The 25842-nt window shown below is 62.7% G+C and carries 23 protein-coding genes; 18 read left to right on the forward strand and 5 right to left on the reverse strand.

What is annotated here, in order from left to right; translation table 11 throughout:
- Positions 1–4: 4 nt before the first annotated feature.
- Entirely contained in the window at positions 5–1078 is a 1074-nt protein-coding gene (locus AC097L_RS11210; protein WP_479586450.1) for a porin, read from the reverse strand.
- A 56-nt stretch (positions 1079–1134) separates the two neighbouring features.
- Here AC097L_RS11210 and AC097L_RS11215 point away from each other — a divergent pair, with 56 nt between their 5' ends.
- The 9 genes from AC097L_RS11215 (at position 1135) to AC097L_RS11255 (ending at position 11463) form a co-directional block, all read left to right on the forward strand.
- Positions 1135–1287, forward strand: a complete 153-nt coding sequence (locus AC097L_RS11215) for a hypothetical protein (RefSeq protein ID WP_479586451.1) — start codon at positions 1135–1137, stop codon at positions 1285–1287.
- A complete protein-coding gene (locus tag AC097L_RS11220; protein ID WP_479586452.1) occupies positions 1263–2171 on the forward strand; it encodes a LysR family transcriptional regulator in 909 nt (302 codons plus the stop codon). Before AC097L_RS11215 ends, AC097L_RS11220 begins: the two co-directional genes overlap by 25 nt.
- A 159-nt stretch (positions 2172–2330) precedes the next feature.
- Positions 2331–3005, forward strand: a complete 675-nt coding sequence (locus tag AC097L_RS11225; protein ID WP_479586453.1) for a response regulator transcription factor — start codon at positions 2331–2333, stop codon at positions 3003–3005.
- The gene (locus tag AC097L_RS11230; RefSeq protein ID WP_479586454.1) at positions 2980–4398 is read left to right on the forward strand and encodes a sensor histidine kinase; all 1419 of its coding nucleotides are present in this window, start codon (positions 2980–2982) and stop codon (positions 4396–4398) included. Before AC097L_RS11225 ends, AC097L_RS11230 begins: the two co-directional genes overlap by 26 nt.
- A gap of 11 nt (positions 4399–4409) precedes the next feature.
- Positions 4410–5231 carry a MipA/OmpV family protein gene (locus tag AC097L_RS11235; RefSeq protein WP_479586455.1) on the forward strand — a complete coding sequence of 274 codons (822 nt, stop codon included), beginning with the start codon at positions 4410–4412 and terminating at the stop codon, positions 5229–5231.
- A gap of 85 nt (positions 5232–5316) precedes the next feature.
- A complete protein-coding gene (locus AC097L_RS11240) occupies positions 5317–6720 on the forward strand; it encodes an efflux transporter outer membrane subunit (protein ID WP_479586456.1) in 1404 nt (467 codons plus the stop codon).
- On the forward strand, positions 6717–7841 hold the full coding sequence (locus AC097L_RS11245) for an efflux RND transporter periplasmic adaptor subunit (protein ID WP_479586457.1): 1125 nt from the start codon (positions 6717–6719) through the stop codon (positions 7839–7841). Before AC097L_RS11240 ends, AC097L_RS11245 begins: the two co-directional genes overlap by 4 nt.
- Complete coding sequence (locus AC097L_RS11250) at positions 7838–10909, forward strand: efflux RND transporter permease subunit (RefSeq protein WP_479586458.1); 3072 nt, start codon at positions 7838–7840, stop codon at positions 10907–10909. Before AC097L_RS11245 ends, AC097L_RS11250 begins: the two co-directional genes overlap by 4 nt.
- Before the next feature lie 230 nt (positions 10910–11139).
- Entirely contained in the window at positions 11140–11463 is a 324-nt protein-coding gene (locus AC097L_RS11255) for a thioredoxin family protein (protein ID WP_479586459.1), read from the forward strand.
- Between the two features lie 191 nt (positions 11464–11654).
- On the opposite strand, the gene acnB is transcribed toward AC097L_RS11255, so the two are convergent.
- The 4 genes from acnB to AC097L_RS11275 form a co-directional block, all read right to left on the reverse strand.
- Positions 11655–14258: a bifunctional aconitate hydratase 2/2-methylisocitrate dehydratase gene (acnB, locus tag AC097L_RS11260; protein ID WP_479586460.1), complete on the reverse strand. Its 2604-nt coding sequence runs from the start codon at positions 14256–14258 to the stop codon at positions 11655–11657.
- A 47-nt stretch (positions 14259–14305) separates the two neighbouring features.
- Positions 14306–14908 carry a hypothetical protein gene (locus AC097L_RS11265; RefSeq protein ID WP_479586461.1) on the reverse strand — a complete coding sequence of 201 codons (603 nt, stop codon included), beginning with the start codon at positions 14906–14908 and terminating at the stop codon, positions 14306–14308.
- Entirely contained in the window at positions 14905–15915 is a 1011-nt protein-coding gene (locus AC097L_RS11270; RefSeq protein WP_479586462.1) for an HpcH/HpaI aldolase/citrate lyase family protein, read from the reverse strand. Before AC097L_RS11270 ends, AC097L_RS11265 begins: the two co-directional genes overlap by 4 nt.
- Positions 15916–16038: 123 nt before the next feature.
- Positions 16039–17025 carry a malate dehydrogenase gene (locus tag AC097L_RS11275; RefSeq protein WP_479586463.1) on the reverse strand — a complete coding sequence of 329 codons (987 nt, stop codon included), beginning with the start codon at positions 17023–17025 and terminating at the stop codon, positions 16039–16041.
- Between the two features lie 186 nt (positions 17026–17211).
- On the opposite strand from AC097L_RS11275, the gene AC097L_RS11280 reads away from it, so the two are divergent.
- The 9 genes from AC097L_RS11280 to leuC all read left to right on the forward strand — a co-directional run bounded on the left by AC097L_RS11280 (position 17212) and on the right by leuC (position 25840).
- Entirely contained in the window at positions 17212–18036 is an 825-nt protein-coding gene (locus tag AC097L_RS11280; RefSeq protein ID WP_479586464.1) for a GntR family transcriptional regulator, read from the forward strand.
- A gap of 116 nt (positions 18037–18152) precedes the next feature.
- The gene (sdhC, locus tag AC097L_RS11285) at positions 18153–18599 is read left to right on the forward strand and encodes a succinate dehydrogenase, cytochrome b556 subunit (RefSeq protein ID WP_479586465.1); all 447 of its coding nucleotides are present in this window, start codon (positions 18153–18155) and stop codon (positions 18597–18599) included.
- Positions 18600–18620: 21 nt separating this feature from the next.
- Positions 18621–18989, forward strand: a complete 369-nt coding sequence (gene sdhD, locus AC097L_RS11290) for a succinate dehydrogenase, hydrophobic membrane anchor protein (protein ID WP_479586466.1) — start codon at positions 18621–18623, stop codon at positions 18987–18989.
- A 27-nt stretch (positions 18990–19016) separates the two neighbouring features.
- Positions 19017–20825, forward strand: a complete 1809-nt coding sequence (gene sdhA / locus AC097L_RS11295) for a succinate dehydrogenase flavoprotein subunit (RefSeq protein WP_479586467.1) — start codon at positions 19017–19019, stop codon at positions 20823–20825.
- Positions 20826–20854: 29 nt separating this feature from the next.
- Positions 20855–21559 (forward strand): succinate dehydrogenase iron-sulfur subunit, encoded by a 705-nt coding sequence (locus AC097L_RS11300; RefSeq protein WP_348005694.1) that lies wholly within the window; start codon positions 20855–20857, stop codon positions 21557–21559.
- Positions 21560–21568: 9 nt separating this feature from the next.
- A complete protein-coding gene (locus AC097L_RS11305; protein ID WP_479586468.1) occupies positions 21569–21892 on the forward strand; it encodes an FAD assembly factor SdhE in 324 nt (107 codons plus the stop codon).
- 12 nt (positions 21893–21904) lie between these two features.
- Positions 21905–23215: a citrate synthase gene (gltA, locus tag AC097L_RS11310; RefSeq protein WP_479586469.1), complete on the forward strand. Its 1311-nt coding sequence runs from the start codon at positions 21905–21907 to the stop codon at positions 23213–23215.
- Positions 23216–23471: 256 nt separating this feature from the next.
- Positions 23472–24392, forward strand: coding sequence for a LysR family transcriptional regulator (locus AC097L_RS11315; protein WP_479586713.1), 921 nt, complete (start codon positions 23472–23474; stop codon positions 24390–24392).
- Between the two features lie 26 nt (positions 24393–24418).
- Positions 24419–25840, forward strand: a complete 1422-nt coding sequence (leuC, locus tag AC097L_RS11320; protein ID WP_479586470.1) for a 3-isopropylmalate dehydratase large subunit — start codon at positions 24419–24421, stop codon at positions 25838–25840.
- Positions 25841–25842 lie beyond the last annotated feature (2 nt).

Below are 25842 nucleotides of genomic sequence, written 5' to 3' on the forward strand. Positions count from 1 at the left end.
ACTCCTAAAAGCGGTGGCGGATGCCGGCCACATAGCTGTTGGCGGTGCCCACGCTGACCTTGTCGGCCATGGCGAAGGTGTAGAGGTCGGTGCGCTTCGACAGGTTGTAGACGTAGCCCACCGAGCTGGTGGTGCGCTTGGCCACCGTGGTGCCGCTGGTCTTGTCCTGGCCGAACGCGACCTGCAAGTCGCCGTTACCCAGCCGGGCAGACACACCCAGGTCAGGAATCTTGTCGGTGGTACCGGTGCGGGCGTTCTTGACCTGGGTGTACTGGCCGAACAAGCGCACCGGGCCGATGCTGTAGGCCGCGCCCAGCATGTTCATACTCTGGTCGCGGTTGGTGTTGAGCGGCGCAAACGGAGCGACCAGCAGCGTGGTCGAAGCGGGCGGTGCCGCATGGCCGACATGCTGCGTGGCCGCGCTGACCAGCAAGGGTCCGTTCTTGTAGACCAGGTGGGCCGCGTAGTTAGAAGAGCCACGGCCTTCGTCGGCGGACACCACCGCGCTGAATTCGAAACCGGCGACCAGGGGCGAGATGTAGCGCACCGAGCTGACCATCGCCGTATCGACCTCGGACACACCGCGCGTGCTGCCGTTGTACAGCTGCCGGAACGCTGGCGAGAAGGTGGAATTGGTGCCCATGGCATTGGTCAGCAGCATCGTCACCCACATCGGGTTGTCGTTGTTGCCCAGCCGTATCTCGCCAAAGCCCCCAGCCAGGCCGACGAAGGCTTGGCGGGACCACATCAGATCGCCCACCGAGCTGGGGTTGCCGTCGAAGCGGCCGGTGACACCGGTGTCGGTTCGGAAAAAGCTTTCCAGCAGAAATTTGGCGCTCAGCCCGCCGCCCAGGTCTTCGGTGCCGCGCAGGCCAAAGTAGCTGGTTTGCAAGCCACCGCTGTGCACGCCGTTCACACTGGTGATAGGGGTGCTGGCCGGGCCGGGAGCCTGGGTGGCAATACGCCCCACGGCGGCATCCACGGTGCCATACAGCTGTACCTGGGCCAGGGTAGCGGTACTGGCCATAGTGGCCAGGGCGGCGGCCATTGCGTGGCCCCAACGGTTTTCTTTGCGCATTGTTGTCTCCAGTTTTTATTTGTGGGTGTCTGCCCATGGGTGCAGAGGAGTACCGCTTGGCAGACCCGTATGACCCTGAACAGGAGCCGAAGATAGTGAAGACCCGCTTGTTAGAAAAACAGTTTGTTGCGATGATTTCCATCGTTTCCACCAATACCAAGGGCAAACCCTTGGCACTTGAAAAATGCGCCTGGACCGCTTTGACCTGAACCTGCTGGTGGTGTTGGATGCCCTGCTGGAAGAAAAAAATGTGACCCGTGCCTCGCTGCGCCTGCACATCGGGCAGTCGGCCGCCAGCGGCAGCCTGGCGCGGCTGCGCGAACACTTTGGCGACGAACTACTGGTGCAGGTAGGTCGCAAGCTGGTACTGACCCCGCTGGCCGAAAGCCTGGTGGAGCCGGTGCGCGACACCCTGCTGCTGGCCCGCACCACGATTGCGCGCAAGCCCGATTTCGACCCGGCAACGGCAGAACGGCGCTTCCTGATTGCCGCCTCTGATTACGTCACTACCGTGCTGATGGCCGAGGTGGTGCGCCGCGCCGCGGAGCAGGCACCCGGGATCGTGATCGACCTGCGCAGCCCGCTGCCAGATGTGTTTGAGTCCTTCGACCGGGGCAATATCGACCTGCTGGTCATGCCCCAGCAGTACATGGCGCGCTTTGCCACGCCCCAGGTCGAACTCTTCCAGGACACCCAGGTGTGCATGGTCTGGACGGATAACAGCCAAGTTGGCACCTCCCTAACGTTTGATGCCTATATGGCCATGGGCCACGTCACCACCCACCTGGGCGATGAGCGCAGTCTGGCGTTTGAGGAATGGTTTCTGCCCAGCTACGGCAAGCAGCGCCGCATAGAGCTGAGCGTAGACAACTTCAGCGTGCTGCCCCTGGTGGTGCTGGGCACCAACCGCATTGCCACGCTGCACCGCAAACAGGCCGAATACTTCTCGCGCATCTACCCGCTGCGCCTGGTCAACACCCCGTTCGAGATGCCGCCCGTGGTTGAGGTGATGTCCTGGCCCCGGCACCTGGACAGCGACCCCACCCACCAGTGGCTGCGGCAACTCATCTGTTTGTGCGCGCAAACGACCTGATATGACGCACTAGCGCGTCCAGGCCATGCGGGCTGTTGTCACCAGCGGTGAAAATTCCGTCCGGGAAAGTCGGCAGTAAGAGAGGCCTGCGCACAATACCGTGCATGCACTTCATCTTTCGCTCCAGCCCGCGTCTTACCCACCGCTCGGCCTGACACCATGGCCCGTATCGCACTCGTGGAAGACCATGAACGCCTGGCCCTGCTGGTGTGCAAGGCCCTGGCCAACGTCGGCATACTGGTCGATGCTTTTCCGCGCATCGAATCTGCCTGGCCGTCCCTGCGCGACGGCGACTACGAGGTGGCCGTAATCGACCGGGGCCTGCCGGACGGCGATGGCATGGACCTGGTGCGGCGGCTGCGCGCAGCCAAGCAGTCCACCCCCTGCCTGATGCTGACCGCCCGCGACGCTTTGCACGACCGCGTAGATGGCCTGGAGTCCGGCGCAGACGACTATCTGACCAAACCGTTTGCGATGGAAGAGCTGGTAGCCCGTGTCCGCGCACTCACGCGCCGCCCCAGCCAGCGGCTGGATGCCATCCACAGCTTTGGCGACATTCTGGTGCGACCCGATGGCGGCATGCTGGTATGCGCGCACGAAGTCATCACCCTGGCCCCGGCCGAGATGCAGATCATGCTGAGCCTGCTGCGTGTCGGCGGCAAAACGGCACGCCGCTCGACCCTGGAGCTGGCCGCCTGGGGGTTGTCCGAAGCCGTCACCCCAAACGCGCTGGACGTAGCCCTGCACCGGCTACGCCGCAAACTGCTGGCGATTGGCTCGGCGGTGCGCATCGTTAATACGCGGGGGCATGGCTATGCACTGGTCGAGGTGTAGCTGGTTTCGCAGCCTGCGCGGGCGCTTGCTGGCAGCCTACGTGGTCGGCGTGGTGATTGTGGCAGCCGTAATCAGCGGGCTGTTCATGCTGGTATTTGTTTGGCAGGACGACTTAACGGCGCGCCACCGCATGCTGCAAGACATCGCATCCCGCACCGCCAGCCATTTGCTGCGCGATACCCACGGCACGCCCAGCAGCATCGAGCAGCCGCCAGAACTCCAGTGGCTGTACAACGCATTTCCGCGCGATGTCGAATTCCGCGTGGTGGACGAACAAGGCCTGGTGGTGCTGCGGGTCTACCCCCACGAGCAGCTGCTGCCGGTCGATTTCCACCGGCAGCCCGAGGTCGGCACCATCGATCTGCAAGTCAACGGCGCGGCAGTGCAACTGGCTACAGTGCTGGTGCCCGACACGCCGCCTGGCCAACGCTACTACCTGCAAGCTGTTGCCAGCCAACGCATCATCGAACTGGTCCAGCTGACGGCCCGCAAGCCGGTGGGCGGCAGCCTGGTGCTGACGCTGCTGGTGTCCATACCCGTGTTGATCGGATTGATGCTGCTGGCGCTGAAAAGCCTGCTGCGTCCCCTGCGTGAAACCTCCGAGGCCGCAGCGCACATTGATCCACGCAATCTGTCGGCCCGCTTGCCCATCACCCATGTGCCGACCGAGCTGGTGCCGCTGATCAACGCCTTCAACCAGGCACTGGAGCGGCTGGAACAGGGTTTTCGGGTGCAGCAGCAATTCCTGGGTGCCGCCGCCCATGAGCTGAAAACCCCGCTGACCCTGATGCGCGGCCAGATCGAACTCGACGGTGTGGCTGACCGCGAGACCCTGCTGATGGACATCGACGTGATGGCCCGGCAAGTCCACCAGCTGCTGCATCTGGCCGAAGTCAGCGAGGCCCACAACTACCAGATCGGCACCATGGACGCCGTGGAGGTAGCCGTAGAAACCGTGGGCTTTCTGTCGCGCATGGCCGACCACCGCCAGGTGCAACTGGACCTGCAGCTCCCGGAGCAAGCCGTGCATTGGCAGGGCGATAAAAGCGCACTGTTTACGCTGCTGAAAAACCTGCTGGAAAACGCCATCCACCACTCGGCCGCCGGGGATGTAGTCACGCTGTCCGTCTACAGCACGGGCCTGAGCGTGCGCGACGAAGGCCCGGGCATCGCCGCCGAACACCGGCCCCACCTGTTCGAGCGCTTCTGGCGCGGCCCAAGCCCGGGTGCAGCCGTGCCGCAAGGCGCGGGCCTGGGCCTGTCGATCTGCCAGGAGATTGCCCTCGCCCATGGCTGGCAACTCCGCCTGTGCGACACCCCCACAGGCACCCTGTTTCGGCTGGAAACCAGCTACACACTTTCCCCTACCACCCCTTCCAGCACCACTGTTTGAAAGAAAACCCCATGCGCATTGCCTTGTTCCTCCGCCATACCGCCTTTCTGGCCGCCTCCACCGTCTGGGCAGCCAGCTGTACCAGCGCCCTGGCCCAGGACGTACCAGACACCGGCAACACACCCGACAGCTGGAAGTTCTCTGCCGGTTTAGGGCTCATCAGCCAGCCTAAATACCCTGGCAGCGGTGAAAGCAAAACCTCGGTGCTGCCCATATTGAGCGCCAACTACGGCCGCTACTTCATCGGTGGTGTACCCGGTGCGGGTGTTCCGGCCGGTGTGGGTGCCTACCTGGTGCAAGATGCCCACTGGCGGCTGGGCGTGGGCCTGGGGGCCAACCTGGACAAGCCGCGCAAGGAGTCCGACTCCGCGCGCCTGGCAGGCCTGGGCGACATCGACGGGACAGCATTGGCTAGCATGTTTGCCAGCTACAGCGACGCATGGTGGAAAGTGGGCGGCAATGTCATCACCGATATCGGCGGCAAAAACCAGGGCACACGCATCTCCATGGACCTGGAAGGCCGTTACAGCCCCATGCCGAAGCTGATGCTCACGGCAGGCCCCAGCCTGACCTGGGCAGACAGCAAGTACACACAGACCTTTTTTGGGGTGGATGCCGCCCAAAGCGCCCGTTCCGGGCTGGCCCGCTACACAGCCAAGGCCGGCCTCAATACGGTCAGCCTCAACCTGGGAGCCCACTACCAGCTGACCCAACAATGGGGCCTGGGCGCACGTTTCACCGCCAGCAGCCTGCGTGGCGATGCCGCCGACAGCCCGATCACCGAAAAAAAATCACCCACCAGCTTTGGCGTGTTTGCCAATTACCGTTTTTAACAACCCGGGCTTGCACAACACCCTCGGTGTGCCAGCGGGCGACACAGAAGGCGCAGCGTAGGCCCTCACAACATTCCGCCTGCCTATGCTTTTCGTGCCGCTTTTGCACTACCGCCCCGCCCTGCTGCTGTGCTGCGCAGGTTTGACGGCCTGCGCCTCCGTGGGCCCCACCTACCAGCCCCCTGCATCGCAACAGCTAGCCGTGCCTGGCCAATGGCAGGCTGTATTGCCGCATGGCGGTAACCCGGGCCAGTTGCTGGCCTGGTGGCAACGGCTCAACGACCCGGCTTTGACCGCCCTGCTACAGGCCGCAGAGACCCGCAACCCGTCATTGCAAAAAGCCAGTGCCAACATCGCCTCGGCCCGCGCCAGCGCCAGCACGGCGCGGGCATCGGGACTGCCTGCGGTGACCGGCGCGGCATCGGCCACCCGCAGCAACACCCTTGGGTCCGCGCAGACCAGCGTGACCGGTGGGCTGGATGCCAGTTGGGAGATTGACCTGTTCGGCAGTGTGCGCCGCTCCGCCGAGTCGGCCGACGCACTGCTGCAAGCCCGCCAGGCCGACTGGCACGAAGCGCGCGTCACCCTGGCCGCCGAAGTGGCTACCGATTACGTAACCTACCGTGCTTGCCAGCTGACGCTGCAGACGACCCAAATGAGTGCCCTCTCCAACCAGGCCACGGCGCGCATCACCCAGCGCTCTCTGCAGGCCGGTATGACGGCGCGGGCCGATGCCGACCTGGCCGATGCCAGTGCCGCCAGCGCCTCGGCCAGCGCGATTGCCCAGCAGGCCGAGTGCGATGTCACCCTCAAGGCCCTGGTGGCGCTGACCGGGCTGGCTGAGCCTGCGCTGCGCCAGCAGCTGGATGCGCAGCCTGCCCGGTTGCCGCTGCCCGACAGTCTGGCGGTGCAGACCCTGCCGGTCGACATGCTGAGCCAAAGGCCCGATCTGGTTTCGGCAGAGCGCGCGCTGGCCGCCGCCAGCGCCCAGATCGGCGTGGCTGAGGCCGACCGCTATCCGCGCCTGTCGCTGACAGGTTCGCTGTCACGCAGCCGCACCGCAGGGGTAAATACGACGCCCTGGTCTTTCGGCCCCAGCCTGTCGCTGCCGCTGCTCGATGGCGGCAGCAAACGCGCCGCAGTAGACAGCGCCCAGGCAGCCTATGACCTGGCGCTGGCTACCTACCAGCAATCTGTGCGCACGGCGGTGCAGGAGGTTGAGCAAAACCTGGTGCAGCAAGACAGCGCCGAGCGCCGCACCGCCGATGTACGCCGCAGCGCCGAGGGCTACCGCAGCTACGCCAACGCCGTGGAAACCAACTGGCGCGCCGGCGGCGACAGCCTGCTGAACCTTGAAGTCGCCCGGCGCAACGCGATTGCCGCCGAGCAAACCCTGATCACCGTGCAGCGCGACCAGCTGCTGTACGGCATTGCCTTGTACAAAGCCGTCGGCGGCGGCTGGTCGGTATCTGTTGGAGAAGTGAAGTGAAATTAGCAAAGATCAGCTTGATTGCAGCCGCCGTGCTGTTGGTCGTTGTGGGTGGCGTGTGGGTAGTCAAGTCGCGCGCCGCACCCGCTGCGACTGTGGCCCCGGCCGCCAATGCCGGCCTGACCGTCAGCGCCGTCACGCCGCAGCAAGCCACCTGGGGCCGCAGCCTGCAATTGTCTGGCGGGCTGTTTGCCTGGCAGACCGCCAGCATCGCCAGCGAAGAAGCCGGGCTGCGCCTGGCTGAAGTGTTGGTGGACGTCGGCAGCGTGGTCAAGCGCGGCCAGTTGCTGGCCCGCCTGAACGACGACAGCGTGCAGGCCGATCTGCGCTCACAGCAGGCCACGGTGGCCCAGGCCCGCGCCAAGCTGGCGCAGGCCAAGGCCGAAGCCGACCGCAGCCGGGCGGTGAAAGACAGCGGCGCTCTGTCGGACCAGCAGGTCACTTCCTACCTGATTGCCGAACAAACCGCCCAGGCCACCCTGGATGCCGCCCTGGCCACACTGGACAGCCAGCGTATCAAACTGGGCCACACGCGCATCCTGGCGGTGGACGACGGCATCATCTCCAGCCGCAGCGCTACGCTGGGCAATGTGGTGGCCTCGGGTACCGAACTGTTCCAGCTGGTGCGCCAGCGCCGCGTGGAGTGGCGCGCCGAGGTTACCGGACAGCAGATCAGCGCTTTGAGACCCGGCCAGACTGCCAAGATCACCCTGCCTGACGGCAGCCAGGTGGCAGGCCACCTGCGCCTGGTGGGCCCGACGCTGGACGCCGGCACCCGCAATGGCCTGGCCTATGTGGATGTGCCCGTGGGCAGCGCTGCCAGCGCCGGCATGTATGTGCGCGGCGAGATCGATACCGGCCAGGCACCCGCCCTCACCGTGCCCACCAGCACCGTGGTGCTGCGTGACGGCAATAGCTACGTTTTTGAGAAAGACGGTACCAGCAAGGTCGCCCAGCGCCAGGTGCAGACCGGGCGCCGCGTCGGTGACCGGGTGGAAATCACCAGCGGCATCGGTGCGCAGGCCCAGCTGGTGCTCAGCAGCGGTGCCTTCCTGAAAGACGGTGACCCGGTGCAGTGGACCAATGCACCCACGGCCAATACCGCAGAGGCCAAGCCATGAATGTTTCGAGCTGGTCGATACGCAATCCGGTTCCGGCAATCCTGCTGTTCATCATCCTCACCGGGGCCGGGCTGTTTGGCCTGCACAAGCTAGGCATCCAGAACTTTCCGGACCTCGATTTACCGACCATCGTGGTCTCGGCATCGCTGGAAGGCGCTGCACCGGCGCAGCTGGAAACCGAGGTGGCGCGCAAGATCGAGGACAAGCTGGCGTCGATTGCCGGGGTCGACCACGTCGCCACCACCATCACCGACGGCGCTGCCAGCATCAGCGTTAGCTTCGACATCGACAAAGACAGCGAGGTCGCACTCAACGAGGTGCGCAATGCCGTAGACAGTGCCCGTGCCGACCTGCCTACCGAGATGGCCGCGCCGGTAGTCTCCAAGCTCACCCGCTCCAATGGCGCGCTGCTGACGTACACCGTGGCGGGCGCGCACCTGAGCGAGTCCGACCTGTCCTGGTTTGTCGACAACGACATCAGCAAGGCTTTGCTGTCGGTCAAAGGCGTGGGCGGCGTCACCCGCATCGGTGGGCTGGAACGCGAGATGCATGTGACGCTGGATGCCGCACGCATGGCTGGCCTGGGGGTGACTGCGGGCAGCGTGTCCAGCCAGATCAAGGCGGTGCAGACCGATGCCTCGGGCGGGCGCGGCACCTTGGGTGGCAGCAACCAGTCGGTGCGCACGCTGGGCCGACTGGACCAGCCCGAGCAGCTGGCGGCGCTGGCGATTCCGGTCACCACCGCCAATGGCACACCGACCTCCACCAGCGTGCGGCTGGACCAGATTGCCACCGTCAGTGACACCGCGGAGGAACGCTTTGCCTTTGCCGCGTTGAACGGCAAGCCGGTGGTCGGCTTCCAGGTGCTGCGCCAGATCGGCAGCAGCGAAGTATCGGTGGCGGCTGCGGTACGGGAAGCAGCCAAAACCTTCAGCGCCAACCATCCGCAGGTACAGCTCACCGAAGTGATCGAAACCGTCAGCCCTACCCAGGATAACTACGACGGCTCCATGCACCTGCTGTACGAAGGTGCGGTGCTGGCGATCATTGTGGTGTGGCTATTTTTGCGCGACTGGCGGGCCACGTTTGTGTCTGCCGTGGCGCTGCCGCTGTCCATCATCCCGACCTTCATCGTGATGCATTTGCTGGGCTATTCGCTGAATCTGATCACGCTGCTGAGCCTGTCGCTGGTGGTGGGGGTGCTGGTGGACGATGCCATCGTCGAGGTGGAGAACATCGTGCGCCACCTGCGCATGGGCAAGACACCGAAGCAGGCAGCCATGGAAGCCGCAGACGAGATCGGCCTGGCCGTCATCGCCACCACCTTCACGCTGGTGGCGGTGTTCCTGCCCACGGCCTTCATGAGCGGCATACCGGGCAAGTTCTTCCGCCAGTTCGGTATCACCTGCTCGGTGGCGGTGCTGGCGTCTCTGCTGGTGGCCCGGCTGCTGACGCCGATGATGGCCGCCTACATCCTCAAGCCCAGCCCGGCGCACGAAGAAAAAGACGGCCCGCTGATGCGCCGTTACCTGGCCATGGTGCACTGGTGCCAGACGCACCGGCTCAGCACCATCGTGATGGCCGGCTTGTTCTTCATCGGCTCGATCAGCCTGGTGCCGCTGCTGTCGACCTCGTTCATCTCCGCGTCCGACAACGCGCAGACGACGATTTCGCTGAAGCTGCCGCCCGGCAGCACGCTGGACCAGACCCGCGCCGCCGCCGTACAGGCCCAGGCGCTGATCGCCAAAATGCCCGAGGTGACGCAGGTCTTCACCGTCATCGGCGACACCACCAGCGATGCCAGCAGCAGCACCGTCAACGAGGCCGCGCTGACCGTCAGCCTGACGCCGCGCACCAGCCGCGCACGCTCCCAGTCGGACATGGAAAACGCCATCCGCCAGGCGCTGCGCGCACTGCCCGGCACCCGTGTCGGCGTGATGGGCATGGGCAACGGCCAGTCGCTGGACATCACGCTGGCCAGCGACGACGCGGTGGCGTTGAACCAGGCCACCGCCGCGGTCATCAAAGACCTGCGCACCCTGCAGGGCATCGGCAACATCACCGACAGCTCCAGCCTGCAGCGCCCGGAAATCCATGTGCGGCCCGACCCGGTGCGCATGGCCGAACAGGGTGTGACCACTGACGCGCTGGCCAGCGTGGTGCGCATCGCCACCTACGGCGACTACGCCACGAATCTGGCCAAGTTCAACCTGCCGCAGCGGCAGATCGCCATCCGCGTGCGCTTTGACGACAGCGTGCGCTCCAACCTGGAAGCCATCGGCCAGCTGCGGGTGGACGGCCGCACGGCGGCCGTGCCGCTGGCCGCGGTGGCCGATCTGTCGCTGGGCGGCGGCCCGTCGCAGGTGGCCCGGCTGGACCGCATGCGCAATGTCACGCTGAGCATCGAGCTGGGCAAGCTGAGCACCGGCGATGTCAACAAGATGGTGCAGGCCCTGCCCAGCATCAAGAACCTGCCCAGCGGTGTTCAGCAGATCGCCACCGGCGACGCGCAGCGCATGGCCGAGCTTTTCACCAGCTTTGGCGGCGCGATGCTGGTCGGCATTCTGTGTATCTACGCGGTGCTGGTACTGCTGTTCCACGACTTCATGCAGCCGGCCACGATTCTGGCTGCCTTGCCCTTGTCGATCGGCGGCGCACTGATGGCGCTGCTGATCACCGGCAGCGGCTTTTCGATGTCGTCGGTGATCGGCCTGCTGATGCTGATGGGCATCGTCACCAAAAATTCGATCCTGCTGGTCGAATACGCCGTGGTGGCCTACCACCAGCAGGGCATGGGCCGCTACGAGGCGTTGGTGGATGCCTGCCACAAGCGGGCCCAGCCGATCCTGATGACGACCATTGCCATGGTGGCCGGCATGCTGCCGATCGCGCTGGGCTGGGGCACCGATTCCAGCTTCCGCGGACCGATGGCCATCGTGGTGATCGGCGGCCTGTTGACATCTACGATGCTGAGCCTGCTGGTGATTCCTGTGGTGTTCACCTATGTGGACGATCTGCTGCTGTGGCTGCGCAAGCATTTGCGGCGCAAGCACCACGCCGCTACTTAAATCATAGCTACCAGCGCATGTGGAATATGCGCTAGCGGCTTATTTTTTATAAATTTCCGCTTGTACCACGTCGACAAAGCGCGCGACCACCGGATTCGCTGCCGCAGTGCCGGTGGGCCAGCGCTGGCTGCGTGGCCGCCGCCCCGCGCTGTACCCGCTGCAGGCCCGGTTTCCGAAGCGCCGACTCCTACACTGGCAGCCTGAATCTCACCGCAACCCGAAAGGACACTATGCGCCCAACTTACAGCCAGGAAGCCCCAACCCGCGCCGACATCGAAACCCGCTCCGGCCCCCTGGTGCTGGAGTTTGGCGACGACTATTGCGGCATCTGCAAAGCCGCCCGGCCTGCCATCGACCTGGCACTCGCCACCCGGCCCGATGTGCGGCACCTCAAGATCGCCGATGGCCGAGGCCGCCCGCTGGGCCGCTCATTTGGTATCAAGCTGTGGCCGACGCTGGTGTTTTTGCAAGATGGGCATGAAGTGGCGCGGCTGGTGCGGCCCATGCAGGCGCAGCAAGTGGCCCAGGCCTTGCAGGCACTGGCACCACGTTAATGGTGGCACACGAATTGATGTTTGGGGGTGCTGCCACCCGACCGGTGCGCAGAAGTCCCGCGCCATCCCCGCCGAAGGTGTAAATGCAATGGCACTAACAGCAACGGCCTGCCGCTATCTTAACCATAGCGGCAGGCCGTTGCATTCCCACCAGAAGACGCAAACCCTCCGGTATCCCCGGGGTCCGTCGTTTAGACGGCGGCGGTGTCTTTCACTGTGTCGGCCAGGTCGGTGTAATCCTTCACCTTGTCGAAGTTCAGGTACTGGTAGATCTTCTCGCTGTCTTTGGTGAGCACGCCCATGTCGGCCATGTATTCGGCCTTGGTGGGGATGCGGCCCAGCTTGGAGCAGATGGCGGCCAGCTCAGCCGACCCCAAATACACATTGCTGTTCTTGCCAAGGCGGTTCGGGAAGTTGCGGGTGGAGGTAGAGAACACGGTAGCGCCCTCTTTCACCTGCGCCTGGTTGCCCATGCACAGGCTGCAGCCCGGCATTTCCATGCGCGCACCGGCGCTGCCCAGCACACCGTAATGGCCTTCTTCGCTGAGTTGCTTGGCATCCATCTTGGTGGGCGGTGCCATCCACAGCTTGACAGGGATGTCGCGCTTGTTTTCCAGCAGCTTGGAGGCGGCACGGAAGTGGCCGATGTTGGTCATGCAGGAGCCGATGAACACTTCATCGATCTTGCTGCCTTCGACTTCGGCCAGGGTCTTCACGTCGTCCGGATCGTTCGGGCAGGCCACGATAGGCTCGTGGATGTCGGCCAGGTCGATTTCGATCACGGCTGCGTATTCGGCATCGGCATCGCCGTGCATCAGCTCGGGGTTGGCCAGCCAGGCTTCCATCGCCTTGATGCGGCGGTTGATGGTGCGCACATCTGAATAACCGGTGGCGATCATCCACTTCAGCATGGTGATGTTGCTGTTGATGTACTCGATGATCGGTTCCTTGTTCAGGTGCACGGTGCAGCCGCCCGCGGAACGCTCGGCCGACGCATCGCTCAACTCAAATGCTTGCTCGACCTTCAGGTTCGGCAGGCCTTCGATTTCCAGGATGCGACCAGAGAAGATGTTGATCTTGCCTTGCTTGGCCACGGTCAGCAGACCCGCCTTGATGGCGTACAGAGGAATCGCGTTCACCAAATCCCGCAGGGTGATGCCAGGCTGCATTTCGCCCTTGAAACGCACCAGCACGCTCTCGGGCATGTCCAAAGGCATCACGCCCGTAGCGGCACCAAAGGCGACCAGACCGGAACCGGCGGGGAAGCTGATACCGATGGGGAAACGGGTGTGGCTGTCGCCGCCGGTGCCCACAGTGTCGGGCAGCAGCATGCGGTTCAGCCAGCTGTGGATGATGCCGTCACCGGGGCGCAGGGGCACGCCGCCACGGGTGCTCATGAAGTCGGGCAGCTCGTGGTGCATCTTCACGTCCACCGGCTTGGGGTAAGCCGCCGTATGGCAGAAGGACTGCATTACCAGGTCGGCGCTGAAGCCCAGGCAGGCCAGGTCTTTCAGCTCATCACGGGTCATGGGGCCGGTGGTGTCTTGCGAGCCAACCGAGGTCATCTTGGGTTCGCAGTAGGTGCCAGGACGCACGCCCTGGCCCGCAGGCAAGCCGCAAGCACGGCCGACCATCTTTTGCGCCAGGGTGAAGCCCTTCTTGGTGTCCACCGGGTTTTGTGGCAGGCGGAACAGGGTTGACACAGGCAGGCCCAGCGCTTCCCGCGCCTTGGCGGTCAGGCCACGGCCAATAATCAAGGGAATACGGCCACCGGCGCGCACTTCGTCGAACAGCACTTCGCTCTTGAGTGTGAATTCGGCGATGACTTTGCCGTCTTTCAGCGCTTTGCCTTCGTACGGCAGCAGTTCCACCACGTCGCCCATGGCCATCTGGCTCACGTCGAGTTCGATCGGCAGTGCGCCCGAATCTTCCATGGTGTTGTAGAAAATCGGAGCGATCTTGGAGCCCAGGCAGACACCGCCGAAGCGCTTGTTCGGCACGAACGGAATGTCTTCGCCGGTGAACCACAGCACCGAGTTGGTGGCCGACTTGCGACTGGAGCCGGTGCCGACCACGTCGCCCACATAGGCCACCAGGTTGCCCTCGGCGCGCAGGTCTTCCAGGAACTTGATGGGGCCGCGTTTGCCATCGTCTTCCGGGACGATGCCAGGACGGGCATTTTTGTGCATGGCCAGGGCGTGCAGCGGAATGTCGGGGCGGCTCCAGGCATCGGGCGCGGGCGACAGGTCGTCGGTGTTGATTTCACCGGCCACCTTGAAGATGCTGACGGTGATGCTCTTGGGCACTTCGGGGCGGCTGGTGAACCATTCGGCATCGGCCCAGCTTTGCAGCACCGCTTTGGCGTAGCTGTTGCCCTTTTCGGCTTTTTCCTGCACGTCATGGAACTGGTCAAACATCAACAGGGTTTTCTTCAAACCGGCAGCAGCGGCCTCGGCCACGGTGGCGGATGCGTCGTCCAGCAGGTCGATCATCGGGCTGATGTTGTAGCCGCCCAGCATGGTGCCCAGCAGTTCGGTGGCTTTTTCACGCGCCAACAGCGGGCATTTTTCGGTGCCGTGGGCCACGGCGGCCAGGTAGCTGGCTTTGACCTTGGCGGCATCGTCCACACCGGCGGGAATGCGGTGGGTGATCAGATTGAGCAGGTTGGCTTCTTCGCCTGCGGGCGGGTTCTTCAGCAGCTCGATCAGCTCAGCCGTCTGCTTGGCAGACAGGGGCAGCGGCGGAATGCCGAGGACGGCGCGCTCAGCAGCATGGGCGGCATAGGCTTGCAACATGGTTTTCTCCTGGTTCAAATAATCGTGGGGGCAGACGGAAGGTTTTTTTATTTGGCGGCAACTTCGGGCTGCGGTACGGCTTGCGGCTCAGGCTGAGATACTGCCTGCGCAGGCAGCGGAGCAGGGGCGTTAAGCACGCTTTGTGCCGGATTCAGCTTCAAGGACTCGGCCACGGCAACCTGCTGCGGGCTCATGCAATCGTCGGCCAGGCGCTGGCCCAGCTTTTGGTTCATCAGCATGGACTTATTGCCCAGCTGCAGCCACACGGCCCCGGCTTTCTGGTCTTCCAGGCGGATGGCACCGGTGCTGGTCTCCACCGGGAACATGCGGTACTTGAGGTTTTTGACCTGTACGTTGAAGTAGCCGGGGTATTTGGCATCGGCCACCAGCGTGACGGTGGTGCCCAGCTCACAGGGCACGGTGCCGACTTGCACGCGCTCGCCAATCGCCATTTCGGCGGGGGTCAGGGCAGCTTCGGCGGCTTCAATACCTGCGGCCACATTTTTGGCGGCACTTTTGAGCTGAACGCGGCTGCTGGTCGACTTGGGGGCAGCTTTGGCCGTGGCCTTGAGCGGTTTTTTGGGTACGTCTTGGGCCCACACCAAAGCGGGGGCCACAGCCAACAGGGCGGCAGAGAGGATCAGTTTCATACAGTTTCAGGGGTAAGAGTGAGGGCCGGTAGCTTGAAATACACCGCCATCTCGGGCGGCAAGGCACGCCCGGTCTGGTGGGCACGCTCAAGCACCTGCCAAAAATAACGGTAGCTGGCACGGTCGTGCAGCTGGCCCGCAAAAGAAATCGGGGCCCACTGGGCGACTACTGCGGCGGCAATGATGCGGGCGGCGGTTTCGACCTCGGCCTCGCCCGGCGTAAACGCAGCCAGAATGGGCCGAATCTGGCCGGGGTGGATGCTCCACATGCGGGTGAAACCCAGCGTGCGGGCCGCACATTCGGCAGCGGCCTGCAAGGCCTGGGTGTCGGCAAATTCGGTCACCACGCAGTGGGAAGGCACCTTGCCGTGGGCATGGCATGCTGAGGCAATCTCCAGCTTGGCGCGCACCACCAGAGGGTGGGTAAATTGGCCGGTAACGCCCATGGCATCGCCCGGGATGGCCCCGCCGTGACTGGACACAAAATCCATTAGCCCAAAGCTCAGGGACTGCACCCGTGGCTGGGCGGCAATTTCAAAAGCGCGCTGAACGGCGGCGGGCGACTCAATCAAAACATGTAGCGGCAGATGCAGAGCAGACGCGCGCTGGAGTGCTTTTTCGACCTGAATGATGTCGCGCACCGATTCGATCTTGGGCACCATGATGTGGGTCAGCCGGTGGCCCGCCTGGGCGGCGATGGCGGCCATGTCCTGCTCAAAAGCCGGGTGGTCTATCGCGTGGACCCGCACCGCAACACGCGCTTCGGGGGCGGAGGCCAGCGCCAACGCCACCACCATGGCGGCGTGCTCGGCCTCGCCGCCGACGGGCGCACCGTCTTCACAGTCTAGGGTCACGTCGAACACGCAGGCCCCGAATTCTTCAGTCATCTCGGCCTGCAATTGCAGGCTTTTGCGCATCCGCGCTTCCACACCGCTGTAGTGGTCACAGACCGGCAGGAAACACTGCGCAGCCTGGGCACCCAGCAGAACTTGGCGGGGATGCTGCATGGTGGTGCCGCCGCCGAGCCGCCCCAAGGCTGGCACAGCCTCCCCCTGGGGGGGTGGCGTAGCACCTGAGTCATCGACCACCCTCGATGCCGGGGCAGTGGCAAACCGGGAGGCCGACATCATTTAGAGCAGGTGGGCTACGCCGGCTTGCTCGTCTTGCAGCTCTTTCAGCGTGATGTTGATGCGCTCCTGGCTAAATGCATCCACTTCCAGGCCTTCCACCACCTTGTATTCGCCGCCTTCGCAGGTTACGGCAAAGCCGAACATGGTGTCCTTGGGAATGCCGTACTGGCCGTCCGACGGGATACCCATGGTGACCCACTTGCCATTGGTGCCCAGGGCCCAATCGCGCATGTGGTCGATGGCGGCATTTGCGGCCGAGGCGGCCGACGACACACCGCGTGCCGCGATGATGGCTGCGCCGCGCTTGCCCACCGTGGGCAGGAAGGTGTTGGCGTTCCATTCCTGGTCGTTGATCATGGACTTGACGCTCTCGCCGTGGATGGTGGCGAAACGGTAGTCGGCATACATGGTGGGCGAGTGGTTGCCCCAGACGGTGAGCTTTTCAATATCGGCCACAGCCTTGCCGGTCTTGGCAGCCACCTGGCTCAGTGCGCGGTTATGGTCCAGACGCAGCATGGCGGTGAAGTTCTTGCGTGGCAGGTCGGGCGCGCTCTTCATGGCAATGTAGGCATTGGTGTTGGCGGGGTTGCCGACCACCAGCACCTTGACATTGCGGCTGGCCACGGCGTTCAGGGCCTTGCCTTGGGCGGTGAAAATCTCGGCATTCACGGCCAGCAGTTCGGCGCGTTCCATGCCCGGGCCACGGGGGCGCGAACCGATCAGCAGCGCGTAGTCCACATCTTTAAAGGCGGTCATCGGGTCGCCGTGGGCTTCCATGCCGACCAGCAGCGGGAAGGCACAGTCTTGCAATTCCATCATCACGCCCTGCAGGGCTTGCTGGGGCTTTTCCATCGGCACTTCGAGCAATTGCAGAATCACCGGCTGGTCTTTGCCCAGCATTTCGCCGGAGGCGATACGGAACAGAATGGCGTAACCAATTTGACCAGCGGCACCGGTAACAGCAACGCGAACAGGCTTCTTGCTCATGGGGGAAAACTCCAGAAAGTTGTGAAAAAGGAGGTTGACATGTGCCAAGCCTGGGCCTGAGCACTGGAAATCAGCGCAGAGTTTACTCTCGAAAACCCGCATGCGCCAATTTGTCTTATGTCTTATATAAGATATGATCCAAGAGGTTTCAAGATGTAGTTTTTATGCCATCCACCCTGCTTGCCCATGGCCCACATTGCCCCCTCCTCTGCTGACTCCACTGCTGATTCTTTGCCCGCCACTACCGAGTCCGGTGCGGCCGCTGCATCGACCACCCCGGCCTTCAGCCCGCTATACCAGCAGATCAAGGGGCTGATCCTGCAGAGCCTGCAAGCGGGTGAATGGAAGCCCAGCGAAGCCATTCCCAGTGAAATGGACCTGGCAGTGCGCTTTCGCGTCAGCCAGGGCACGGTGCGCAAGGCGATTGACGCGCTGGCCGCTGACAATCTGCTGGTGCGCCGCCAGGGCAAGGGCACTTTTGTGGCTACCCACGCAGCACAGCACATGCCCTACCGGTTTTTGAAGCTCAAACCCGATGTGGGCAACGCCACCGACGAAGGCCCGGCCCAGCGCGACATCATCGACTGCAAGCGCCAGCGTGCCAGTGCCGATGTGGCCCGCGCCCTGGCTTTGCGGCCCGGCGACGCGGTGCTGCAGGTGCGCCGGGTGCTGTCATTCCAGGACAATGGCTTGTTTGTACCCACCATTCTGGAAGATCTGTGGCTGCCCGGTGGCCCCTTCAAAGGCCTGACGGCCGAGCGACTGGCGGGCTACCAGGGCGCGATGTATGCCTTGTTTGAAACCGAATTCAACGTGCACATGGTGCGGGCCGATGAAAAAATCCGCGCTGTGCACCCCGATGCCGAGCAGGCCCGCCTGCTCAAGGTGGCAGCCACCGCCCCGCTGTTGAGCGTGGAGCGCGTGGCCTACACCTACAACGATGTCCCTATGGAACTGCGCCGCGGCCTCTACACCACCCTGACGCACCACTACCACAACGAACTTAGTTGAACCAGAGTCGGGGCCAATATTGCCGTGACTTATTCCCTTATGCTGCATTGCAATAGAATTTTGCAAGCAGAATTCTTAAAAATTACAACGCAGTTACACACCACGAAAGCGAACCCATGACAGAGATTGCCTCCACCGCCCGCCCCAAACGGCCCGAATTTCGCAACATCCATGCGTTGAAAGACCTGCCCACCTACCGCATGGCCCCGGCGGCCTGGGTGTCTATCCTGCACCGCATCAGTGGTTTCATCATGTTTTTGCTGATGCCCTTCATCATCTGGATGTTCGACACCTCGGTCTCCAGCGAAATCTCGTTTGCCAAATTCAAACATGTGTTCAACCAAGGCGCCGGTTTTGTGCCTGGCTTCTTCTTCAAACTGGTCGCATTGGCACTGATTTGGGCTTACTTGCACCACTTTATTGCCGGCCTGCGCCACTTGTGGATGGACACCAGCCACGACGCGGTGACCAAAGAATTCGGTGCCTCGTCGGCCAAATTCACCTTGGCACTCAGCATCGGCCTGACCATCGTGCTGGCAGCCAAGCTGTTCGGCCTGTACTAAATTCCCTCGGAGCAATTCAAAATGTCGGTTAATTACGGATCCAAGCGCGTCGTCGTCGGCGCACATTACGGCTTGCGCGACTGGTTGGCGCAGCGCGTCACCGCAGGCATCATGGCCTTGTTCACGGTAGTGGTGCTGGCGCAGCTGCTGCTTTCCAAAGGACCCATCGGCTACGACCTGTGGGCAGGCATCTTTGCCGCGCAGTGGATGAAGATCGTCACCTTCTCGGTCATCATCGCCTTGCTGTACCACGTTTGGGTGGGCATGCGCGATATCTGGATGGACTACGTGACATCCATGGTCTGGCTGCGTCTACTGCTCCAAATTTTCACGATGGTTTGGCTGATCGGCTGCGCTGGCTGGGCCATCCAGGTCCTCTGGCGCCTCTAAAGCACATTCGACAAAAGCAACATAAAAATGACCTATACCAAAGCCCACATTTCCAAGCGTAAATTTGATGTCGTGATCGTCGGAGCCGGTGGCTCGGGCATGCGCGCCGCACTCGAACTTTCCAAAGCCGGCCTGAACGTGGCCTCGCTGTCCAAAGTGTTCCCCACCCGCAGCCACACCGTGGCAGCACAGGGCGGCGTAAGCGCCTCGCTGGGCAACATGAGCGAAGACAACTGGCACTACCATTTCTACGACACCATCAAGGGCTCCGACTGGCTCGGCGACCAAGATGCCATTGAGTTCATGTGCCGCGAAGCCCCCAAGGTGGTCTACGAACTGGAACACTTCGGCATGCCGTTTGACCGCAACCCCGACGGCACGATCTACCAGCGCCCCTTCGGTGGCCACACCGCCAACTACGGCGAAAAGCCGGTGCAACGCGCTTGCGCCGCTGCCGACCGTACCGGCCACGCCATGCTGCACACCCTGTACCAGCAAAACGTCAAGGCCAAGACCAACTTCTTCGTCGAATGGATGGCACTGGACCTGATCCGCGACGAGGCAGGCGATGTGGTCGGCGTGACCGCGCTGGAAATGGAAACCGGCGACCTGCACATCCTGCAAGCCAAGACCGTGCTGCTGGCCACCGGTGGCGCAGGCCGTATCTTTGACGCATCGACCAATGCCTACATCAACACCGGCGACGGCCTGGGCATGGCAGCGCGTGCCGGCATCGCCCTGCAAGACATGGAGTTCTGGCAGTTCCACCCCACCGGCGTGGCCGGTGCAGGCGTGCTACTGACCGAAGGCTGCCGCGGCGAAGGCGCGATTTTGCTCAACAGCAATGGCGAGCGCTTCATGGAGCGCTATGCGCCCACCATGAAAGACCTGGCCCCGCGCGATTTCGTGTCACGCTGCATGGACCAGGAAATCAAGGAAGGCCGTGGCTGTGGTCCCAACAAGGACTACATCCTGTTGAAGCTGGACCACCTGGGTGCCGACACCATCCACAAGCGCCTGCCTTCGGTGTATGAGATCGGCGTGAACTTCGCCAACGTTGACATCACCAAAGAGCCTATCCCCGTGGTACCTACCATCCATTACCAAATGGGTGGCGTGCCAACCAACATCCACGGCCAGGTGGTCGAACAAAAGGGCGATGTCAACAATTCAGTGGTCAACGGCCTGTACGCGGTAGGCGAATGCGCCTGCGTCAGCGTGCACGGCGCGAACCGCCTGGGCACCAACTCGTTGCTGGATTTGCTGGTATTCGGCAAAGCCGCGGGCCGCCACATCGTCGAATTCAACCAGAAGAACAAAGAGCACAAACCCCTGCCTGCCGACGCAGCCGACCGCACTTTGGAGCGCCTGAACCAGTTGGAAAGCTCTGCCGAAGGCAGCTACTGCCAAGACGTGGCCGCTGAAATCCGCACCACCATGCAATTGCATGCCGGTGTGTTCCGCACCCAGGCCAGCATGGACGAAGGCGTGGAAAAAATCGCCGCCATCCGCAAACGTGTGGCCAGCATCACGCTGAAAGACAAGTCCAAGATCTTCAATACCGCCCGAATTGAAGCCCTGGAAGTGGACAACCTGATCGAAGTGGCCCAGGCCACCATGGTCTCGGCTGCGGCCCGCCGCGAATGCCGCGGTGCCCACACCGTGTACGACTACGAACACCCGGCCGACCACGACCAATTCCCGCTGGGCCGCAACGACAAGGAGTGGATGAAACACACCCTGTGGTACAGCGACGAGAACCGCCTGAGCTACAAGCCCGTTAACCTCAAACCCCTGACGGTAGACAGCATTCCACCCAAAGTGCGTACGTTTTAAACCAGCTACTGCACGATTAGGAACCCAAAATGACCAAACGCACCTTCCAGATCTACCGCTACGACCCGGACACCGATGCCAAGCCGTACATGCAGACCATCGAGATCGAACTCGACGGCCATGAGCGTATGTTGCTGGACGCGCTGATCAAGCTCAAAGCCCAAGACCCCACCCTGTCGTTCCGCCGCTCCTGCCGCGAAGGCGTGTGCGGCTCGGATGCGATGAACATCAACGGCAAGAACGGTTTGGCTTGCCTCACCAATATGCTTACGCTGCCGGGCACCATCGTGCTCAAGCCGCTGCCGGGCCTGCCGGTGATCCGCGATCTGATCGTGGACATGACCGACTTCTTCAAGCAGTACAACTCGATCAAGCCCTACCTGGTGAACGAGAGCCTGCCGCCCGAGCGTGAACGCCTGCAAAGCCCCGAAGAGCGCGACGAGTTGAACGGCCTGTACGAATGCATTCTGTGCGCTAGCTGCTCCACCAGCTGCCCCAGCTTCTGGTGGAACCCGGACAAGTTTGTCGGCCCCGCCGGTCTGTTGCAGGCCTACCGCTTTATTGCCGACAGCCGCGACGACAGCACCGCTGCCCGCCTGGACAATCTGGAAGACCCGTACCGCCTGTTCCGCTGCCATACCATCATGAACTGCGTGGACGTGTGTCCCAAGGGCCTGAACCCCACCAAGGCTATCGGCAAGATCAAAGAGCTGATGGTGCGTCGCGCCATCTAAGGGCTGTTGGTGCAGCCACTTTCCCCCTCTACCGCAACGGCTGCTCTTGTCGCTGCTGCCGGTTCGGACTTGCTCGGCGAGCGGGCTCTGAGCAAACTGCGCTGGCGCTGCCGCCGCGGTTTGCTGGAAAACGACTTGTACATCGAACGCTTCTTTCAAAAGTTTGCCGACACGCTGACTGTCAGCCAGGGGCAAGCCATGTTGGATCTAATGGATTTGAGTGACAACGATTTGCTGGACCTACACTTGGCACGGAAACCGCTTGCCGATGTCGAACCCGCGCTGGACCGCAGTGACGTGCACGAAGTTTTGAGTATGTTGAGAAACCGCTGAAAGGGCAATGAAATGAAGTTAGCAGATAACAAAGCCACTCTGTCGTTTAGTAACGGCAGCCCGAGTGTGGATCTCCCCGTGTACTCGGGCAATGTGGGCCCGGATGTCGTGGACATCCGCAAGCTCTACGCCCAAACCGGCATGTTCACCTACGACCCGGGCTTTTTGTCCACCGCGTCGTGCCAGTCCGCCATCACCTACATCGACGGCGACAAGGGGGAACTGCTGTACCGCGGTTACCCCATCGAGCAACTGGCCACCGGCTGCGACTTCATGGAAACCTGCCACCTGCTGCTGTACGGTGAGCTGCCCAACGCGACCCAAAAAACCGACTTCACCAAGCTCGTGACCAACCACACCATGGTCAACGAGCAGATGCAGTTCTTCCTGCGCGGTTTCCGCCGTGATGCCCACCCCATGGCCATCATGACCGGCCTGGTGGGTGCGCTGTCGGCCTTCTACCATGACAGCACCGACATCACCAACCCGGCGCACCGCGAGATTTCCGCGATCCGCCTGATCGCCAAGATGCCCACGCTGGTGGCCATGGCCTACAAGTACACCATCGGCCAGCCGTACATGTACCCCAAGAACAACCTGAGCTACGCAGGCAACTTCTTGCACATGATGTTCGCCACGCCGTGCGAAGAATATGTGGTCAGCCCGGTGCTGGAACGCGCCCTGGACCGCATCTTCATCCTGCACGCCGACCACGAGCAAAACGCCTCCACCTCCACCGTGCGGCTGTGCGGCTCGTCCGGCACCAACCCGTTTGCGGCCATTGCCGCCGGTGTGGCCTGCCTGTGGGGCCCTGCCCATGGCGGCGCCAACGAAGCCTGCCTGAACATGCTGACCGACATCCAGAAGATGGGCGGCGTGTCCAAGGTCGGCGAGTTCATGGAAAAGGTCAAGGACAAGAACTCCGGCGTGAAGCTGATGGGTTTTGGCCACCGCGTGTACAAAAACTACGACCCGCGCGCCAAGCTCATGCAAGAGACCTGCAAGGAAGTGCTGGCCGAGCTGGGCTTAGAGAACGACCCGCTGTTCAAGCTGGCCATGGCGCTGGAAAAGATTGCCCTGGAAGACGACTACTTCGTCTCGCGCAAGCTCTACCCCAACGTCGATTTTTACTCCGGCATCGTGCAGCGCGCCATCGGCATCCCCACACCGCTGTTCACTGCCGTGTTCGCCCTGGCCCGCACCTCCGGCTGGATCGCCCAGTTGAACGAAATGATTGGCGACCCCGAGTACAAGATCGGCCGCCCACGCCAGCTTTTCACCGGCTCGGAGAAGCGCGACGTGTTGCCTATCGCTACGCGTTGAGCCACACGCTGATCTAATTCGCTAGACCGCTTCCCCCAAAACCCGCCGGACAGCCATGTCGGCGGGTTTTTGCATGTCCGCACGCAAATGCTATTAATTCAATAGCTGCTAGCGTAGGCAGTATTTGCGCTAAAGTCCTAAAACATATAAATTCATGCGCACACGTGGGCGATGACAGTCATCGCGAATCAAGACGACACAGACCCTCTAAAGGCGGGAAAATAACTATCCATCGCACACCGCGATGCCCACCCCGATGCAACCCACCGAACGCAACTTCGCCCGCCGCATGGACCTGACCTCGCTCCAGCTCTTTGTAGCCGTGTGCGAGCTGGGGAGCATTGGCCGTGCGGCGGAGCGCGAGTTCATTGCGGCCAGCGCCGTCAGCAAGCGCATCAGCGACCTGGAAGCTACCCTGGGCACTCCGCTGCTGGTGCGCCACACCCGCGGCGTGGACTTGACGCCGGCGGGCGAAAGCCTGCTGCACCACGCGCGCAGCATGCTCTACAGCCTGGAAAAAATGCAGGGCGAGCTCAGCGAATACGCCTTTGGCGTGCGCGGCCACGTGCGCATCCACGCTAGCATTTCCGCCGTGGTGCAGTTTTTGCCCGAAGACTTGGGTGCGTTTTGCCGCGAACACCCGCAGGTCAAGATCGACCTGGAAGAACATCTCAGCTCCGAAGTCGTCCGCGCAGTGCAAGAAGGCGCGGCCGATCTGGGCATCTGCAACACCGCCGGGGGCGTGGGCAGCCTGCAAACCCTGCCGTACCGGCAAGACAATTTGGTATTGATTGTGCCGGTAGCGCACGTTCTGTCTGCACAAGCAGCTATTCATTTTGATGAAACCCTGGATTTCGACCAGGTCGGCCTGCAGGCCAATAGTTCGATCTACCAGGCCATGCACCAGGCCGCCGCCGCCCAGGGCCGCAGCATCAAACTGCGCATCCACGTGGCCGGGCTGGATGCCATGTGCCGCATGATCGCCAACGGCCTGGGCATCGGCGTGATGCCGCAGCGGGCCTTCGAGCTGCTGCACAGCAGTGGCCAGCTCAGAGCCGTTCCGCTATCAGACCCATGGGCCACCCGCCAGATCGGGCTGGTGGCCCGCGATTTCTCGACCCTGCCCATCACCGCCCGGCTGCTGCTAGACCACCTTAGCGCCCGCCCAGAAGCATAAAATTGAATCCCACGAAAGAAGTAAAAATGGCACGCACCCTGTACGACAAAATCTGGGACGAACACGTCGTCCACTCCGAAGAAGACGGCACTGCCATCCTCTATATCGACCGCCACCTGGTCCACGAAGTCACCAGCCCGCAGGCCTTTGAAGGCTTGCGCCAGGCGGGCCGCAAGGTCTGGCGCATCAGCTCCATCGTCGCCACCGCCGACCACAACACGCCCACCACCGGCTGGGAACTGGGCTACGACGGCATTACCGACCAGGTGAGTAAAGAGCAGATCACCACGCTGGACGCGAACATCAAGGAATCCGGCGCGGCGGCGTACTTTCCGTTCTTGTCCAAACGCCAGGGCATCGTCCACGTCATTGGCCCAGAAAACGGTGCCACCCTACCCGGCATGACCGTAGTCTGCGGCGACTCGCACACCTCCACCCACGGCGCGTTTGGCGCGCTGGCGCACGGCATCGGCACCAGCGAAGTCGAGCACGTCATGGCCACGCAAACCCTGCTGGCCAAAAAGGCCAAGAACATGCTGGTGCGGGTGGAAGGCACCCTGCCCAAAGGCTGCAGCGGTAAGGACATCGTGCTGGCCATCATCGGCAAGATCGGTACCGCGGGCGGCACCGGCTACACCATCGAGTTCGGTGGCTCGGCCATCCGTGCCCTGAGCATGGAAGGCCGCATGACGGTCTGCAACATGGCCATCGAAGCCGGTGCCCGCGCCGGCCTGGTGGCGGTGGACGAAAAAACCGTGCATTACGTCAAGGGCCGCCTGTTGGCGCCCAAGGGAGCCGAGTTCGATGCCGCTGCGGCCTACTGGCGCACGCTGCACAGCGACCCCGGCGCGCATTTCGACGCGGTGGTCGATCTCGATGCCAGCCAGCTCATTCCGCAAGTCACCTGGGGCACCTCGCCCGAGATGGTGCTGGGCATCGACGGCCGCGTGCCCGATCCCGAGAAAGAAAAAGACAGCAACAAGCGCCTGGCCATCGAACGCGCGCTGACCTACATGAACTTAGCACCCGGCAAGGCGCTGAACGATATCTTCGTAGACAAAGTGTTCATCGGCTCCTGCACCAACAGCCGCATCGAAGACATGCGTGAAGCCGCCGCCGTGGTCAAAAACCTGGGCCAAAAAATCGCTAAGAACATCAAGCTGGCGTTGGTGGTGCCCGGCTCCGGTCTGGTCAAGGAACAGGCCGAGCGCGAAGGCCTGGACAAGATTTTCATCGCCGCCGGTTTTGAGTGGCGCGAACCCGGCTGCTCGATGTGCCTGGCCATGAATTCCGACAAGCTGGAGCCTGGCGAGCGCTGCGCCTCTACCAGCAACCGCAATTTCGAAGGCCGCCAAGGAGCCGGTGGCCGCACCCACCTGGTCAGCCCCGCCATGGCCGCCGCCGCCGCCGTGCACGGCCATTTTGTAGACATCCGCCAATTTTCTTAAAC

The sequence above is a fragment of the Rhodoferax sp. RT5P35 genome (assembly GCF_056521385.1).

Excerpts from the sequence above, each read along its gene's own strand:
- AC097L_RS11315 (WP_479586713.1), top strand. The coding sequence starts at position 23,472 with ATGCAACCCACCGAACGCAACTTCGCCCGCCGCATGGACCTGACCTCG.
- sdhC (WP_479586465.1), top strand. The coding sequence starts at position 18,153 with ATGACAGAGATTGCCTCCACCGCCCGCCCCAAACGGCCCGAATTTCGC.
- gltA (WP_479586469.1), top strand. The coding sequence starts at position 21,905 with ATGAAGTTAGCAGATAACAAAGCCACTCTGTCGTTTAGTAACGGCAGC.
- AC097L_RS11235 (WP_479586455.1), top strand. The coding sequence starts at position 4,410 with ATGCGCATTGCCTTGTTCCTCCGCCATACCGCCTTTCTGGCCGCCTCC.
- sdhD (WP_479586466.1), top strand. The coding sequence starts at position 18,621 with ATGTCGGTTAATTACGGATCCAAGCGCGTCGTCGTCGGCGCACATTAC.
- AC097L_RS11225 (WP_479586453.1), top strand. The coding sequence starts at position 2,331 with ATGGCCCGTATCGCACTCGTGGAAGACCATGAACGCCTGGCCCTGCTG.
- AC097L_RS11270 (WP_479586462.1), bottom strand. The coding sequence starts at position 15,915 with ATGCAGCATCCCCGCCAAGTTCTGCTGGGTGCCCAGGCTGCGCAGTGT.
- AC097L_RS11220 (WP_479586452.1), top strand. The coding sequence starts at position 1,263 with ATGCGCCTGGACCGCTTTGACCTGAACCTGCTGGTGGTGTTGGATGCC.
- AC097L_RS11240 (WP_479586456.1), top strand. The coding sequence starts at position 5,317 with ATGCTTTTCGTGCCGCTTTTGCACTACCGCCCCGCCCTGCTGCTGTGC.
- AC097L_RS11230 (WP_479586454.1), top strand. The coding sequence starts at position 2,980 with ATGGCTATGCACTGGTCGAGGTGTAGCTGGTTTCGCAGCCTGCGCGGG.
- leuC (WP_479586470.1), top strand. The coding sequence starts at position 24,419 with ATGGCACGCACCCTGTACGACAAAATCTGGGACGAACACGTCGTCCAC.
- AC097L_RS11255 (WP_479586459.1), top strand. The coding sequence starts at position 11,140 with ATGCGCCCAACTTACAGCCAGGAAGCCCCAACCCGCGCCGACATCGAA.
- acnB (WP_479586460.1), bottom strand. The coding sequence starts at position 14,258 with ATGTTGCAAGCCTATGCCGCCCATGCTGCTGAGCGCGCCGTCCTCGGC.
- AC097L_RS11300 (WP_348005694.1), top strand. The coding sequence starts at position 20,855 with ATGACCAAACGCACCTTCCAGATCTACCGCTACGACCCGGACACCGAT.
- sdhA (WP_479586467.1), top strand. The coding sequence starts at position 19,017 with ATGACCTATACCAAAGCCCACATTTCCAAGCGTAAATTTGATGTCGTG.
- AC097L_RS11210 (WP_479586450.1), bottom strand. The coding sequence starts at position 1,078 with ATGCGCAAAGAAAACCGTTGGGGCCACGCAATGGCCGCCGCCCTGGCC.
- AC097L_RS11250 (WP_479586458.1), top strand. The coding sequence starts at position 7,838 with ATGAATGTTTCGAGCTGGTCGATACGCAATCCGGTTCCGGCAATCCTG.
- AC097L_RS11280 (WP_479586464.1), top strand. The coding sequence starts at position 17,212 with ATGGCCCACATTGCCCCCTCCTCTGCTGACTCCACTGCTGATTCTTTG.
- AC097L_RS11265 (WP_479586461.1), bottom strand. The coding sequence starts at position 14,908 with ATGAAACTGATCCTCTCTGCCGCCCTGTTGGCTGTGGCCCCCGCTTTG.
- AC097L_RS11275 (WP_479586463.1), bottom strand. The coding sequence starts at position 17,025 with ATGAGCAAGAAGCCTGTTCGCGTTGCTGTTACCGGTGCCGCTGGTCAA.